The sequence below is a fragment of the Solimonas soli DSM 21787 genome (genome assembly GCF_000474945.1).
Lineage (GTDB): Bacteria > Pseudomonadota > Gammaproteobacteria > Nevskiales > Nevskiaceae > Solimonas > Solimonas soli.
Window position 1 is genome coordinate 67,339 of the sequence record NZ_AXDW01000017.1, and the last position, 14,139, is coordinate 81,477.

General features: G+C 68.2%; 13 protein-coding genes. 5 read left to right on the forward strand and 8 right to left on the reverse strand.

The annotated features are described in order from the left end of the window. Positions 1-7 precede the first annotated feature (7 nt). The 4 genes from K344_RS0109670 to petA form a co-directional block, all read right to left on the reverse strand. Complete coding sequence (locus K344_RS0109670) at positions 8-643, reverse strand: glutathione S-transferase N-terminal domain-containing protein (RefSeq protein WP_084197230.1); 636 nt, start codon at positions 641-643, stop codon at positions 8-10. A gap of 157 nt (positions 644-800) precedes the next feature. Beyond that, positions 801-1,595 (reverse strand): cytochrome c1, encoded by a 795-nt coding sequence (locus K344_RS0109675; RefSeq protein WP_051362083.1) that lies wholly within the window; start codon positions 1,593-1,595, stop codon positions 801-803. Beyond that, the gene (locus K344_RS0109680; protein WP_028080502.1) at positions 1,582-2,844 is read right to left on the reverse strand and encodes a cytochrome b; all 1,263 of its coding nucleotides are present in this window, start codon (positions 2,842-2,844) and stop codon (positions 1,582-1,584) included. Before K344_RS0109680 ends, K344_RS0109675 begins: the two co-directional genes overlap by 14 nt. Next, positions 2,844-3,440, reverse strand: a complete 597-nt coding sequence (petA, locus tag K344_RS0109685) for a ubiquinol-cytochrome c reductase iron-sulfur subunit (protein ID WP_028080503.1) — start codon at positions 3,438-3,440, stop codon at positions 2,844-2,846. The genes K344_RS0109680 and petA overlap by 1 nt, the downstream gene beginning before the upstream one ends. 810 nt (positions 3,441-4,250) lie before the next feature. Here petA and K344_RS0109695 point away from each other — a divergent pair. From K344_RS0109695 to K344_RS0109715, 5 genes are all read left to right on the forward strand, one after another. After that, complete coding sequence (locus tag K344_RS0109695) at positions 4,251-6,587, forward strand: alkaline phosphatase family protein (protein ID WP_028080504.1); 2,337 nt, start codon at positions 4,251-4,253, stop codon at positions 6,585-6,587. Positions 6,588-6,762: 175 nt separating this feature from the next. Beyond that, entirely contained in the window at positions 6,763-8,187 is a 1,425-nt protein-coding gene (locus K344_RS0109700; protein ID WP_028080505.1) for a cytochrome-c peroxidase, read from the forward strand. A gap of 22 nt (positions 8,188-8,209) precedes the next feature. Then, positions 8,210-8,854 (forward strand): hypothetical protein, encoded by a 645-nt coding sequence (locus tag K344_RS0109705; protein ID WP_211234515.1) that lies wholly within the window; start codon positions 8,210-8,212, stop codon positions 8,852-8,854. Positions 8,855-8,907: 53 nt separating this feature from the next. Then, a complete protein-coding gene (locus K344_RS0109710) occupies positions 8,908-9,552 on the forward strand; it encodes a hypothetical protein (RefSeq protein WP_051362084.1) in 645 nt (214 codons plus the stop codon). A gap of 4 nt (positions 9,553-9,556) precedes the next feature. Then, a complete protein-coding gene (locus K344_RS0109715; protein WP_028080508.1) occupies positions 9,557-10,438 on the forward strand; it encodes a 2OG-Fe(II) oxygenase in 882 nt (293 codons plus the stop codon). A gap of 51 nt (positions 10,439-10,489) precedes the next feature. Here the strand turns inward: K344_RS0109715 and K344_RS0109720 are convergent, their stop codons facing one another. The 4 genes from K344_RS0109720 to K344_RS0109735 all read right to left on the reverse strand — a co-directional run bounded on the left by K344_RS0109720 (position 10,490) and on the right by K344_RS0109735 (position 14,139). Then, positions 10,490-11,134: a response regulator transcription factor gene (locus K344_RS0109720; RefSeq protein WP_028080509.1), complete on the reverse strand. Its 645-nt coding sequence runs from the start codon at positions 11,132-11,134 to the stop codon at positions 10,490-10,492. Beyond that, positions 11,131-11,934 (reverse strand): sensor histidine kinase, encoded by an 804-nt coding sequence (locus tag K344_RS0109725; RefSeq protein ID WP_051362085.1) that lies wholly within the window; start codon positions 11,932-11,934, stop codon positions 11,131-11,133. The genes K344_RS0109720 and K344_RS0109725 overlap by 4 nt, the downstream gene beginning before the upstream one ends. Positions 11,935-12,011: 77 nt before the next feature. Next, positions 12,012-12,578 carry a GAF domain-containing protein gene (locus tag K344_RS0109730; RefSeq protein ID WP_169729280.1) on the reverse strand — a complete coding sequence of 189 codons (567 nt, stop codon included), beginning with the start codon at positions 12,576-12,578 and terminating at the stop codon, positions 12,012-12,014. A 226-nt stretch (positions 12,579-12,804) separates the two neighbouring features. Continuing rightward, complete coding sequence (locus K344_RS0109735; protein ID WP_028080512.1) at positions 12,805-14,139, reverse strand: sigma-54-dependent transcriptional regulator; 1,335 nt, start codon at positions 14,137-14,139, stop codon at positions 12,805-12,807.

Here is a 14,139-nt window from a genome sequence, read left to right on the forward strand (position 1 = left end):
GCAGCACTCAACGAAACGCCGATTGTACGGCTTGTCGCGCCAGCAGGCGTTCCGCGTAGCGCTGCAGTGCCGGGTCCGGCGGCAACTTGATGCCGAGCTGCGGCAGCGCACCGAGCAGCGCGGCCCAGGCACAGTCGACCAGGTTGTAGTCGAGGCCCAGGCACCAGCCGCGTCCGGCGAACAGGCGTGCGCTGCCGGCGAGCGTCTCCTGCAGCTGCTTGCGCGCCGCCTTGGCCTCCGGCGACTTCGGCGCGAGGCGGATGGTTTCCGCAAGCGGGAACAGCTCGCGGTCGAGACGGCCCAGCAGCATGCGCAGCAGCGCGCGTTGCGCCGGATCGGCGGGCAGCAGGCGCGGGTGAGGATAGCGCTCGTCGAGATACTCGACGACGATGTGCGCGGGATACAGCACGGTGTCGCGATCGGCCAGCGTCGGCAGCTGCGCCGAGGGGTTCAGCAGCAGCAGATCGTGATGCGGCTTGGCCGCGCTGCTCCATTCGACGCGCGCGCCGTCGACATCCTTCTCGGCGAGCACGATGCGCGTCCAGCGGCTGCCGATCTCGTCGCGCGAGCAGTACAGCGTGACGCCGGCCCGCGGTGCCGGGCGTGCATCGATCATGTAGCGGCTCTTGCCCGGGATCGGCATCGGTTCATTCCACCAGCGCAGCGGGGGTGAACAAAGATTAACCGCTCAGGCCGGCCTTCCCCAAATATCGGCAGGCGTCGACGCGCGGACCCGCGCGCAAAAAGAAACGGCGCCGCCGGATCAGCCGGGGGCGCCGTCTTCGATGCAGGCACGACTTTTAGTGCACGTCCTTCCAGTATTCGCGCTTCAGGAAGTAGGCGAGCACGGTGAACAGCAGCAGGAACAGGATGACCTTGTAGCCGACCGACACGCGATGCGCGCGGCCCGGTTCGGCGGCATAGACCATGAAGTTGACGGTATCGGCGACGAACTTCTTGTACTCGTCCGGCGTCAGCTTGCCCTTGCTGGCGAGTTCGAAGGGCGCGCCGGCCTCGTGGCCGCCGTGTTCGCCTTCGCCATCCGCCGCGCCATGTTCGCCTTCGGCCTTCTTCACCTGCAGGCCCTGCAGCTCCCACAGCACGTGCGGCATCGAGGCGCCCGGCAGCACGAGGTTGTTGGTGCCGAGCGGACGCGACGGATCGACGTAGAAGGTCATCAGGTAGTTGTAGACCCAGTCCGGGCCGCGGTAGCGCGCTTCCACGGTCAGATCCGGCGGCTGCTGGCCGAACCAGCTCTTCGAGGCGTCGGCCGGCATCGACGACAGGATGTGATCGCCGACCTTCTCCGAGGTGAACATCAGGTTGGCCTTGAGCAGATCGTCGGAAATGCCGAGATCCTGGCCGACGCGGCTGTAGCGCAGGTTCCGCATCGAGTGGCAGCCCGAGCAGTAGTTCATGAAGTTGCGCGCGCCGCGCTGCACCGAGGCCTCGTTGCCGGTGTCCGGCTTGAACGGGTAGGGCAGGGCATGGCCTTCGGCGAAGGCCTGGCCGGCGACCACGAGCGTGGCCGCCGCGAGCAGGGACTTGAGGCTGGTCTTGAGCATGGCCTTGCGCACGGAGTTAGTGGGCTTCATAGGTCACGCGCTCCGGAACGGGCTTGGTCTTGTCGATCTTGGAGTAGTAAGGCATCAGCAGGAAGAACGCGAAGTACACGATCGTGCCGATGCGCGAGATCAGCGTGCCGGTCGGGCTCGGCGGCTGCATGCCGTAGTAGTTGAGCAGCACGAAGAAGATCGTGAACAGGGTCAGCGCGATCTTGAAGATCGGCCCCTTGTAGCGGATCGACTTGACCGGCGAGCGGTCGAGCCAGGGCAGGAAGAACAGGATCACGACCGCGGCGCCCATGACGATGACGCCCCAGATCTGCGTGCCGGCGAACGACGGCGTGGCGCGCAACATCGCGTAGAACGAGCCGAAGTACCAGGCCGGCGTGATGTGCTCCGGCGTCGACAGCGGATTGGCCGGCGTGAAGTTCGGCTTCTCGAGGAAGTAGCCGCCGCCGTCCGGCGCGAAGAACACGATGCCGAGGAAGATGATCAGGAACACGCCGACGCCGACCAGATCCTTGACCGTGTAGTACGGGTGGAAGCCGATGCCGTCGAGCGGGATGCCGGTGTTCGGATCCTTGTGCTTCTTGATCTCGACGCCGTCCGGGTTGTTCGAGCCGACTTCATGCAGCGCGATCAGATGCGCGACGACCAGGCCGACGAGCACGAACGGCAGGGCGATGACGTGCAGCGAGAACAGGCGGTTCAGCGTGGCATCCGAGGGGATGTAGTCGCCCTGGATCCAGACCACGAGGTCCGGACCGACGAACGGAATCGTGCCGAACAGGTTGATGATCACCTGCGCGCCCCAGTAGCTCATGTTGCCCCAGGGCAGCACGTAGCCGCAGAACGCTTCGGCCATCAGCATCAGGAAGATCAGGCAGCCGAAGATCCAGATCAGCTCGCGCGGCTTGCGGTGCGAGCCGTAGATGATGCCGCGGAACATGTGCAGGTAGACGACGATGAAGAACGCGCTGGCGCCCGTCGAATGCAGATAGCGCAGCACGTTGCCCCAGGGCACGTCGCGCATGATGTATTCGACCGAGTCCCAGGCCTGCGTTGCGTCCGGCTTGTAGTGCATCACCAGCCAGATGCCGGTCAGCAGCTGGTTGACCAGCACCAGCAGGGCCAGCGAGCCGAAGAAGTACCAGAAGTTGAAGTTCTTCGGAGCGTAGTACTCCGAGAGATGATCCTTCCACAGCTTGGTCAGCGGGAAGCGGTCGTCGATCCAGCCGAGGAAGCCGGTCGTCTTGTACGGGTTCGGTGTGATCGCCATTACGCCACTCCCTTGGGGTCTTCGCCGATCACGATCTTGACGTCGCTTTCGAAGCGGTACGGCGGCACGACGAGATTGAGCGGGGCCGGCACGCCCTTGAAGACGCGGCCGGAGAGGTCGAACTTCGAGCCGTGGCACGGGCAGTAGAAGCCGCCCTGCCAGTTCGGGTCGATATCCGGCGCCGGATGCTCGGGACGGAAGCCCGGCGAGCAGCCGAGATGCGTGCACGAGCCGATCAGCACCAGCACTTCCGGCTTGATCGCGCGCGCCTCGCCCTTGATGTAGTCCGGCTGCTGCTTGGCCTTGGACTCCGGGTCGAGCAGGCTGCTGTCGACCTTCTTCAGGCTTTCGAGCATCTCCGGCGTGCGCCGCAGCACCCAGATCGGCTTGCCGCGCCAGGCGACGACCAGACGCTGGCCCAATTCGAGATTGCTGATGTCGACTTCGACCGGGGCGCCGAGCGCCTTGGCGCGCTCGCTCGGTTTCCACGATGCGAGAAACGGGACGGCGGCTGCGACCACACCTGCGCCGCCCACGACCGTGGTCGCCAGCGTCAGGAACCGGCGCCGGCCGGGATCCACGCCTTGATTGCTCATTCCAGAAGGCCTCTTTACGGGATGTTTTTGAACGCTGTCGCGGGCGTCTGCCGCACCGGCACGAGGTACTGCGCCCGTGAAACCCGACAAGTATAACGGCCTGTCGCGGCCGAGCGTAAGCATCGCGCCGCGCCGGCGCTGCGCAGGTCTGCGCGTCGGCCGCGTGTCGGCGCCGGCCCGCCGCGATGGAACGCGCGATCGCGCGCGGCCCCGGCGGTCGACGATCGGCGCTGGCGCGCGGCGCATCGGCAAGCGGACTTCGGCGTGGCGCGCGCGCCTGCGAAGTGCGCATGGCTGCGCTCGGTATCGCCGGTCAGAGCGGCGCGCGACGGATCGGTGCCCCGTGGAATCCGCCGGCGCCGCCGACCGCGGCCAGCGCGGTCACCGGCGGAAGCGTCGCGCCGCGCGGCGAGGTCCTGCCGCCGCGCGTCGCGGGCGGCCCCGGTCGCCGGCGGTCGCGGCCATTGTCGCGGCGCTGTAGCAAGCCTCGCGCCATTGAAAGAAGGCTGAGGAAGGATGACAGCGAGACGCCGGGCGGAAAAAGCGCATAGCGGCGGCGTTCGGCGGCGTCGGTGTCGAGGGTCGGCGTGGCCGGCGAAAGCCGGCGCCGCGCGCCCGCGCAGCGGCCGCTTCCCGGTGTTTTACCAGGAAATTCCTGCGCCGCACGGGCGCCGCCGCGGTGGCCGGCGGCGAGGTGCCAAAGCGCAGCGCAACGAATCTGTCACGTCGCCGCGCGATATTGACGCGGTTTTTCGCCGTCGCCCGCGGCGAGACGCTGATCCTGACCCCTACCTTACAAGGACGACAGAAATGTTCAGTCGCAATGCGCTCACCCTCACCCCGATTGCAGCCGCCTGCTGCATGCTCGCCGCATGCGGCAACGACGACAACGGCACGACGTATGGCGGCCTCGTGGCGTCCAGCGCCTACGTCGCCGGCAGCGCGACGGGCGATCCGACGCTGAAGGCCGGCCACTACCAGGGTGCCACGGTCTGCGTCGACGCCAATGGCAACGGCAAGTGCGACAGCGCGGAGAAGTCGGCGACGACCGACAGCGCCGGACATTTCTCGCTGAAGACCGCCGACAGCGGCGACTTCATCGCCGACATCACGACGTCCGCGATCAACACGGCGGACGGTGCCGCCGTGAGCCGCCACCTGATCCTGCGGGCGTCTGCCGACCAGGTGAAGGACCAGGGCGACGCCGGCATCGTGATCAGCCCGGCATCGAGCGAAGTGCAGCGGCTCGTCGAGGCGAATGGCTCGAGCTACGCGACCGAGAAGGCCAATCTCGCGACGCGCCTGAGCGGCCCGGCCTTCAATCAGGGCACGGCGACCCTCAGCGGCACGGATGTGCTCGCCGACGTCAACACGCTGAGCGGCGCTGCGCAATACGCGCTGCTGTATGCCTACAACGAGCTGGGCAACCGCTATACCTACGCCACCACCAAGTTCGATCGCGGCGACAAGTATCCGGACGCGCTGGCGGTCGCCGGTGGCGATCCGCGCCTGTCCGGCCTGTCCGGCATCACGGCCGGCGAGACGGTCCCGGCCGACACGCGCAAGGCGATCAGCTTCGAGCAGGCGCAGCAGGCCGCGTTCAACATCGAAGGCGTGCCGGCCTACGACAACATCTTCATCATCATGCTGGAGAACAAGTCGACCGACGCGGTGCTCGGCAATTCGCGCGCGCCGCAGGTCAACGGCTATCTCGCGCAGTACAACCAGCTGACGACGTACTACTCGACCGGCAATCCGTCCGAGCCGAACTACACGGCGCTCGGCGGCGGCGACGACTGGGGCATCACCGATGACAACTGGTTCGGTTGCGGCGCCGCCGGCGCGAACGCGCCGACGGACAGCGCTTTCGCCGGCGGCAGCGCGTCGGATGGCCAGCCGCTGCCCAAGCAGGACGCGCTGCCGCCGCTGGACAGCAAGCACCTCGCCGGTTTCAGCACCACCGCCGGCGCGCCCTGCAGCACCTCGCCGACCGGCGGCACCAATCACAATGCGCCGGGCGACAACCTGTTCACCCTGCTGTCGAAGGCCGGCCTGACCTGGCGCACCTACAGCGAATCGATGAACCCGGGCCAGGACGTGCGCGCCGACAGCATCGCCGACCCCGCGGTCGTCGACACCTACGACGAAACCGACAGCGACGGCACCCACCTGGTCGGCACCAGCAACTACGCGGTGGTCAACGGCCTGTACAAGGTCAAGCACGGTCCGTCGATCGCCTACCAGACGGCGCGCAAGCTGCCGGAGTTCGTCGCCGACAACCGCACCATCTTCGGCACGCAGTACACCGAGGCCGACTGGAAGAAGACCTCCGTCTACACCGTGCCGGACGGCTGGATGTATGACCAGTTCGGTGCCGACCTCGCGGCCGGCGACGTGGGTACCGTCAACTTCGTGGTGCCGGACCAGTGCGACGACATGCACGGCGTCGGCAGCGACACGAGCTGCAGCAACAACAACAACGGCAAGACCGACGGCATCACCCGCAGCGACATCTACGTCGGCAAGGTGGTCAGCGCGATCCGCAGCTCGGCGCTGTGGAAGAATCCGCAGAAGCGCGTGGCGATCGTCATCATGTTCGACGAGGGCGAAGGCTCCAGCACTTCCTGCTGCGGCTGGAACGCCGGCGGCAAGAACTCGGGCGATGCGCCGGTGACCGTCGATGCCATCGGCACGGCCACGGCGACCTCGCAGCCGAGCGGCTACGGCAACGGCAACATCGGCCACGGCAACTCGATCTTCAGCGTGATCACCAACCAGCAGGACGTCGGCACGGCGGCCAAGGGCGTGAAGGACAGCGACGCCTACAGCCATTTCTCGCTGGTGCGCACGCTGCAGGACATGTTCCAGATCGCCGATCCGGGCGTCGATGCGTCCTATCTGAACCGCGCGAAGTACACCGAGGCCTTCATCGCCCAGAACCTCACGGCACTGCCGGAGTTTGCCGGCAGCGCCGACACGCACTTCGATTCGGTGCGTCCGATCAATCACGCCTACGTGATTCCGGCGAACTACGTGCAGCGTCTCAATCCGGTCGACGTCAACGGCAGCCTCGGCACCGACGGCACCGTCGTCACCCCGCAGACCGGCCCGGACGCCAATCAGAACAACGTCTGGGCACTCAAGTAAGCAGTCAGGCAGTTGATCGGCGTGGGGCGGCGTGCCGCCCCACGTTCTCCTGCAACGAACCATTTTCGGGCGGGCCGCGGCGGCCCGCCTTTGCCGATTTCGCTCGTCGCCGCCGCCGGCAGCGCTTTCGCGATTGCCGGGCGGCAGCCCGCAAGAGGTCGAGATGCGGATGTACATGAAATTCCGGCTTGCCGCCGTGCTCGGCACGACCCTGCTGGCGCTCACCGCGTGCGACGGCGGCGGCGCGCGCTCGACCGGCGGCGCCGCTGCTGGCGGCGATGGCGGGGGCGGCACGTCGCCGGCCCTCAGTCTCGCCGCCCAGGTCGGACAGAAGGCTTTCTTCGACAAGACCCTGTCGAGCGGCAAGAACATGTCGTGCGCGAGTTGCCACTCGCCGCAGTACGCCTACGGACCGCCTAACAGTCTCGCCGTGCAGCTCGGCTCCGATCCCGAGCAGGCCGGCGTTCGCGCGGTGCCGTCGCTGCGTTACAAGGACGCCACGCCGCCGTATGACGACAACGCCGCCAATCCGGATGGCGTGACCCTGGCATCGGCCGGCGGCGGCTTCATGTGGGACGGCCGCGCCGCGACGCTGGCGGCGCAGGTGGCGCTGCCGCTGCTCAACCCGGTGGAGATGAACAATCCGTCGAAGGACGCCGTCGTGCAGGCGGTGAAAAACGGCAGCTACGCCGAGCTGTTCAGGCAGGCCTTCGGCGCGAACGTCCTCGACGACAGCGACGCGGCGTTCACCGCGCTCGGCGAGGCGATCGAGGCCTTCGAGCACGAGGATGTCAGCTTCCATCCCTACAGCAGCAAATTCGATCTCTATGTGTTCAACAAGATCGGCGGCACGCTGAGCGCCGCCGAAATGCGCGGCCTCGTGGTTTTCAACACGGCCGAGACCGGCAATTGCGCGGCCTGCCATTACGCCGGCGTCAGCTTCGACGGCAACCAGGGTCTGATGACGGACTTCACCTACCAGGCGCTCGGCGCGCCGCGCAACGATCGCTCGATTCCCGGCAATCCCGATCCGATCCCGGCCAACGACGATCCGGCCTACGACGACATGGGCCTGTGCGGGCCGTACCGCGAGGACCACACGCCGGCGCAGCTCGGCACGCCGGATCCGTACTGCGGCCAGTTCAAGGTGCCGACCCTGCGCAACGTGGCGACGCGCAGCGCCTTCTTCCACAACGGCGTGTTCCATTCGCTGAATCAGGTGCTGCATTTCTACAACACGCGCGATACCCATCCCGAATACTGGTATCCGGGCAGCGGCGGCTCGGGGACGCCGGTCGCCAATCCGGACTACGCATTGCAGCCCCGCTACGTGCCCGGTGCCAGCGTGGCGAAGTTCAACGATCTGCCGGCGGCGGAACAGGGCAATGTCGACGAGGAAGTGCCGCTCGGCAGCGGCATCACGCCGGACGACAACGTCAATGCGACGACGCTCGGCGATGGCGTGCGGCCGCGCGAGGTCGGCGCCGAGCCGGCGATGAGCGAAGAGCAGATGGCCGATCTGGCCTGCTTTCTCGGCACGCTCACCGACGGCTATCAGGTGCCCGATGCGGCGCCGAGCAGCGGCCCCTGCGTGGAATGACACGACGCGGATGAATGACGCGATGCTCAACTCCGCCGCGCTGGCGATGTGTCTCTCGATCCTGGCGGCGCTCGGCGGCTGCGGCGACCGGCAGCGCGCGCGGCTGCCGGACCGCGCCAGTTTCACGGCCGCGGTCAGCGACTATCTCGCGCAGCGCGGGCATCTGTGCCTGGCCAAGTACGACTGGCCGATCACGGTGACGCCCGCCGATCGGCAGGCGCGCAGTCTCGATGCGCAGCAGATGCCGGTGCTCGAAGCCCTGGGACTGGTCGCCGGCCATGACGCCGGCGCATCGGAGCCCGCGGACGGCGCCGCGAACGCGCGCGTGTACACGCTGACGCGCGAAGGCCTGAAGTACTACCTGCACGTCCCGGTGGTGATCGTCACGGCGACGCGCCATGTGACGCATGCGGCGGATCTCTGCGCGGCCACGCTGTCGCTCGATCGTGTGGTCGGCTGGGAAAAGCCGCTGACGCTCGACGGCCGCACGGTCACGTCGGTGCTGTTCACCTACCGGATCGCTCCGGCGCCGTGGACGCAGGCGCCGGACGCGCGCCGCGTGTTTCCGCTGCTGGCACGCGCGATCGAAAACGCCGGTATCCGGCCGCTGCGTCTCGGCGTGCATCTGACGCCGCGCGGCTGGGTGGCCGACGAGTTGTCGGATTGAATGCGCCGCGTGCCGGCCGCGAATGCGATGTTCCCACCAACGGAAATGCTGAAATGACGTCGATGTTGCGCAAGATCCTCACGACCGGCTTGCTCGTCTTGCTGCCGGCCGCCTGCGATCTGAACCACGATCCGCGCGCGGCGACGCGCCAGAATTTCAGGCATGCGCTGGAAGACACGCTTGCCGAGCGCGGCGACATCTGTCTCGCCATGTTCGACTGGCCGCTCGAGCTGACGCCCGCCGAAGCCGGCGCCGGCACGCGCCACGCCGTGCAGCTGCCGGTGTTCGAGAAGCTGGGCCTGGCGACCAGCACCGTCGTCGACGTGCCGAAGACCGCGGACAATCCGCAGGGCGTCGTCAAGCGCTACGCGCTGACCGGCGAGGGCCGCAAGTACTACAAGCCGCATCCCTATACGAGCCGCGATGGCGCCGGGCATGCGAGGGACTTCTGCGTCGCCCACGTCAGGCTCGAGCGCATCGTCGGCTGGCAGCTCGACACGCACGACGCCGCACATCCCGCGGCGGTGGTGAGCTACACCTACGAGATCGATCCGGCGCCATGGCTGCAGGATGCGGACGCGCGACGTGTACTGCCGATGGTGGCGCGCGCCATCGAGGGCGCCGGCGGTCGCCTGCAGCTGCGCCAGGGCTTCACGCTCGGCGAGCAGGGCTGGGTCGCCAGCAGCGGCCCGGTGTGAAGGCATGGGCCTGCTCGTTCGCTTCGCGCCGGAACTCGGCCGCTGGCTGAGCCAGCATCTCGAACGCGGCCAGCCGCCGCAGGCGCTGATCGGCATCATGCGCGAGCGCGGCATGGAGGCGCGCGCCGCGCAGGCGATCGTGGCGGCATTCGTCGCCGCACGCGAAGGCCGCGGCGCGCCGCCGGTCGACAGCGTCGAGCTGCCGGACGACGACGCGCCGGCCGCTGCTTCGCGCCTCGCGCCCGGCACGCGCCTGCAGGCGTTCGACCGCGAGATCGTGGTCCACATGCGCAGCGACGATCCGCCATTCGCCGTGCTCGGCCAGGTGCTCGATGCCGAGGAGTGCCGCCGGCTGATCGAGATGGCGCGGCCGCGGCTGCGGCCGTCGACGCTGGTCGATCCGCTGAGCGGCGCCGATATCGTCAGCGAACGGCGCGGCAGCCACGGCATGTTCTTCCGCCTCGCCGAGAACGACTTCATCGCCCGCATCGATCGCCGCGTGTCGGCGCTGATGAACCTGCCGCTCGAGAACGGCGAGGGCCTGCAGGTGCTGCATTACCCGACCGGCGCCGGCAGCGATCCGCATCTCGACTATCTGCAGCCGGGCAATGCCGCCAACCGCGAGTCGATCGCGCGCAGCGGCCAGCGCGTCAGCACGCTCGTCACCTACCTCAACGACGTGCCGGGCGGCGGACAGACGGAATTTCCCGTCCTCGGCCGCGCGGTATCGCCGCTGCGCGGCAACGCCGTCTACTTCGAATATGGCGACGCCGCGGGCCGCGTCGATCCGCGCTCGCTGCATGCCAGCGCGCCGGTCACGCAGGGCGAGAAATGGGTGGTGACGAAGTGGATGCGGCAGCGAAGGTTCGTGGCGGCGGCATCCTGAAGCCGGCGCGCCACGCAAAAGGCCGGCGCCGGCCCTAGGCGGCAGAGACGATCACGACAGCAAGCCGCGCAGCGCGGCGAAGCGCACCACTTCGGCGGTATTGCGCAGGCCGAGCTTCTCCATCATGCGCGCACGATGGTTCTCGGCGGTCTTCACGCCGATGTCGAGAATCTGCGCGATCTCCTTCGTGGTCTTGCCCTGGATCACGAGATGGAAAGCCTCGCGCTCGCGCGCGGTGAGGCTCATGTAGGGATCGTCGCTGTGCTCGCGCGAGCGGTGCTGGCGTTCGGCCAGCGCCTTGGTGGCGCGCGGCCCGAAGTAGGGTTTGCCGCCGTGGATCGACTTGATCGCCGTCATCAGCTCGGCGACCGAGGTGTCCTTGTTGAGAAAGCCGTTGGCGCCGGCGCGCAGGATCGGCAGGATGTACTCGTCCTCCTCGTGCACGGTCAGCACCAGGGTGCGCGTGCCGGGCAGCTCGGCGCGCACGCGCTTGACGACTTCCAGGCCCGACATGCGCGGCATCGAGATGTCGGTGACGACGACATCGGGCCTGGTGCGCGTGGCGAGCGACACCGCTTCATAGCCGTCGGCGGCCTGCGCGACGACCTGGCATTCGCCGGTTTCCTCGAGCATCGAGACCAGGCCTTCGCGAACGATGGTGTGGTCGTCGGCGACCAGCAGGCGGATTGGATTCATGGCGGGGGAGCGTCGGTGTCGGGGCCGTCGAGCGTGAGCGTCAGTTGTACCACGGTACCCTGGCCCGGCGCCGAGCGGATTTCGACACGGCCGCCGAACAGCTCGGCACGGTCGCGCATGCCGCGCAGGCCGGAACTGGAAGCGTTGCGCTCGGCGTGCGCGACCTGGGCGGCGTCGAAGCCGTGACCGTCGTCCTCGACACGCAGGATCAGCAGCATCGGCGTGTGCTTGACGATGATGCGCGCGGTCCGCGCGTCACTGTGGCGGATGACGTTGGTCAGCGCCTCCTGCGTGATGCGGAACAGCAGGGTTTCGACGTCCGGATGCAGGCGCTGTTCTTCGAGCTCGGACTGGAAGCCGATGATCAGGCCGGTGCGCTCCGAAAGCGTGCGCGCGAGCCAGGCCAGTGCAGCGTCGAGGCCGAGATCGTCGAGCAGGGTCGGACGCAGCAGGCGCGACAGCTCGCGGGTGTCGCGCAGGGTGCCGCGCGTGATGTCGAGCGCGTCGGCGAGGCGATGTTCGAGACCGAGATTGCCGGCGCCGCGCGCGTCGTCGTAGATGCGCTGCAACTGGTTGGCGAGCGCCGTCAGCGTCTGGCCGATGCCATCGTGCAGATCGCGGGCGAGGCGCCGACGCTCCTCCTCCTGCACGTGCCACACCGATTTCGCCAGCGTGCGGAAGCGCTTCTCGCTGCGCACCACGGACTGCAGCAGGCGCTGGTTGTCCGCCGTCAGTTCCTGCACCTGGCGCAGGACGGCCTGGCGAAAATCCTCGGGCTTGTCGTCGGCGCGGCCGGTCATGGTGGTTTCCACGGCCCCCACTTTATACGCATCACGCGTGCCGCCGGTCACGGCAGCGGGATTTGCGGCCGTGTCGATCAATTCGTGGGCGGCGTGGCGTTGAGGCTCGCCTCGAGCTGGCTCAGCGCGCTGCGCTGGCAGGCGGCGGCGAGGGCGAGCGCCGCCTGGTCGGCGAGCGCGTCGAGAATCTCGAAGTCGAGGGCGCTGAGCTTGCGGTCGGCGTTGTCGCGCAGCAGGCAGAACGCGCCCTGGCGGCGCACGCCGAGTTCGAGCGGCAGGCTGATGACGGCCGGCGCCGCCTGCAGCGGTTCGGCGAGCAGTTCGCCGCGCGGGCAGGCGAGGCCGCGTTCGGCGTCGAGCAGGGCGCGATGCAGGGCCCGCGAAGCGCGGCCGAACACGGCATCGAGCACCGCCTCGCCGTTGAGCGCATGCGCACAGGCGATTTCCAGCACGGTGTCGTCGCGCAGCTGCACGACGAAGCCGCCGCGCGCGCCGATCACGCCGCAGGCGGAGCGCAGGGTGTTGTGGAGGACTTGCTGGACGCTGTCATCCGCCGAGATCGAGGCCCAGGCGATACCCGCCGGCGTCTGCCCGGAGAGCGGCGGACGGCGTCGACGCTGCGTGTTTCTCGAAAACGCTCTCACGCCACGCAGATGCGCAGCTTGCGGATGCCGGTTCGACAATTCTTTTCTCCTGGAGGCTTGCGCATCCGCAAGCTCCGTGCCACTGCCTGCGACCCCTCAACGCAGCCACTGTACCCGGGATCGTTCTCCGTCCCGTTTGTGGCCGGAGTGTAACAGAAGCGTCATGGCCGTCCCGCCCGTTCGTCGGTCCTGCGCGACGCTCGGCACAGGCATGGGCGCGCCTCTTTCATTCCTCGTCGAGTCCGAGCTTCTTGATGCGGTACCGCAGGGCGCGGAACGACATGCCGAGCAGTTCGGCGGCGCGCGTCTTGTTGTAGCGCGTCTTCTGCAGCGCCTCGCGGATCGCGCGCTTCTCGATTTCTTCGATCTGGTCGCCGAGCGCCGAGGCCGCCGGCACGACGGGCAGCGCCGAGGACTCGCGCAGCTGCAGGTCGGCGGCGGTGATCTGCTCGCCGTCGGACAAGGTGGCGGCACGCTCGAGAATGTTCTCGAGTTCGCGCACGTTGCCGGGAAAGGCATAGCCCTGCAGGGCGGCGATGGCGTCGGTGGACAGCGCCGGCAGGCGCGACAGGCCCAGTTCGCGCGCCAGCTTGCCGAGCACGTGCGTGGCCAGCAGCGGGATGTCGCTCGGCCGCGCGCGCAGCGGCGGCGTGCGCACCTCGATGACGTTGAGACGGTAGTAGAGGTCCTGGCGGAACTGGCCGCCGGCGACCAGCTCGGCAAGATTCTTGTGCGTCGCGGAAATGACGCGCACGTTGACCGGCGTTTCGCTCTCGGCGCCGACCGGGCGGATCGAGCGCTCCTGCAGCGCGCGCAGCAGCTTGACCTGCATGTGCGCCGGCAGGTCGGCGACTTCGTCGAGGAACAGCGTGCCGCCCTCGGCGGCCTGGAACAGGCCGGCCTTGTCGCGATGCGCGCCGGTGAAGCTGCCCTTCAGGTGGCCGAAGAATTCGCTCTCCATCAGATCCGACGGAATCGCGCCGCAGTTGACCGGCACGAAGGGCCCCGCGGCGCGCGGACCTTTCTGATGGATCAGCCGCGCCACCAGCTCCTTGCCGGTGCCGGATTCGCCGGCGATGTGCACCGGCGCCTGGCTGCGCGCCAGGCGTTCGATCAGCGCGCGCAGCTGGCGGATGCTCTCGTGCTCGCCGAGCAGCGCGGGACCGCCGGCGTTCGCGGCTTCGCCGCGCAGCTTCAGCGCGCTGTCGACCAGCTTGCGCAGCACGGCGAGATCGACGGGCTTCGACACGAAGTCGAAGGCGCCCGCCTTCAGGCTTTCGACCGCCGCTTCGGCATTGCCGTAGGCGGTGATGACGGCGACCGGCGTCTGCGGATACTGCCTGCCGATCTGCGCGACGAGCTCGATGCCGTTGCCGTCCGGCAGGCGCATGTCGGTGATGCAGAGGTCGAAGCGCTGCTGCGCCAGCAGCGCGCGCGCTTCGGCGATGGTGGCGGCCGGACGTGTCACCAGGTTCATGCGGCCGAGCGCGATCTCGACGAGTTCGCGGATATCGGCTTCGTCGTCGACGATGAGGACGGCGGGCTTGGGCACAGCGGTCAT

What these genes read in the sequence shown, in the direction of transcription:
- K344_RS0109720 (WP_028080509.1), bottom strand. Translation starts at nt 11,134, where the DNA reads ATGAATCCAATCCGCCTGCTGGTCGCCGACGACCACACCATCGTTCGC.
- K344_RS0109675 (WP_051362083.1), bottom strand. Translation starts at nt 1,595, where the DNA reads ATGAAGCCCACTAACTCCGTGCGCAAGGCCATGCTCAAGACCAGCCTC.
- petA (WP_028080503.1), bottom strand. Translation starts at nt 3,440, where the DNA reads ATGAGCAATCAAGGCGTGGATCCCGGCCGGCGCCGGTTCCTGACGCTG.
- K344_RS0109735 (WP_028080512.1), bottom strand. Translation starts at nt 14,139, where the DNA reads ATGACCGCTGTGCCCAAGCCCGCCGTCCTCATCGTCGACGACGAAGCC.
- K344_RS0109700 (WP_028080505.1), top strand. Translation starts at nt 6,763, where the DNA reads ATGAAATTCCGGCTTGCCGCCGTGCTCGGCACGACCCTGCTGGCGCTC.
- K344_RS0109715 (WP_028080508.1), top strand. Translation starts at nt 9,557, where the DNA reads ATGGGCCTGCTCGTTCGCTTCGCGCCGGAACTCGGCCGCTGGCTGAGC.
- K344_RS0109695 (WP_028080504.1), top strand. Translation starts at nt 4,251, where the DNA reads ATGTTCAGTCGCAATGCGCTCACCCTCACCCCGATTGCAGCCGCCTGC.
- K344_RS0109725 (WP_051362085.1), bottom strand. Translation starts at nt 11,934, where the DNA reads ATGACCGGCCGCGCCGACGACAAGCCCGAGGATTTTCGCCAGGCCGTC.
- K344_RS0109710 (WP_051362084.1), top strand. Translation starts at nt 8,908, where the DNA reads ATGACGTCGATGTTGCGCAAGATCCTCACGACCGGCTTGCTCGTCTTG.
- K344_RS0109670 (WP_084197230.1), bottom strand. Translation starts at nt 643, where the DNA reads ATGCCGATCCCGGGCAAGAGCCGCTACATGATCGATGCACGCCCGGCA.
- K344_RS0109705 (WP_211234515.1), top strand. Translation starts at nt 8,210, where the DNA reads ATGCTCAACTCCGCCGCGCTGGCGATGTGTCTCTCGATCCTGGCGGCG.
- K344_RS0109680 (WP_028080502.1), bottom strand. Translation starts at nt 2,844, where the DNA reads ATGGCGATCACACCGAACCCGTACAAGACGACCGGCTTCCTCGGCTGG.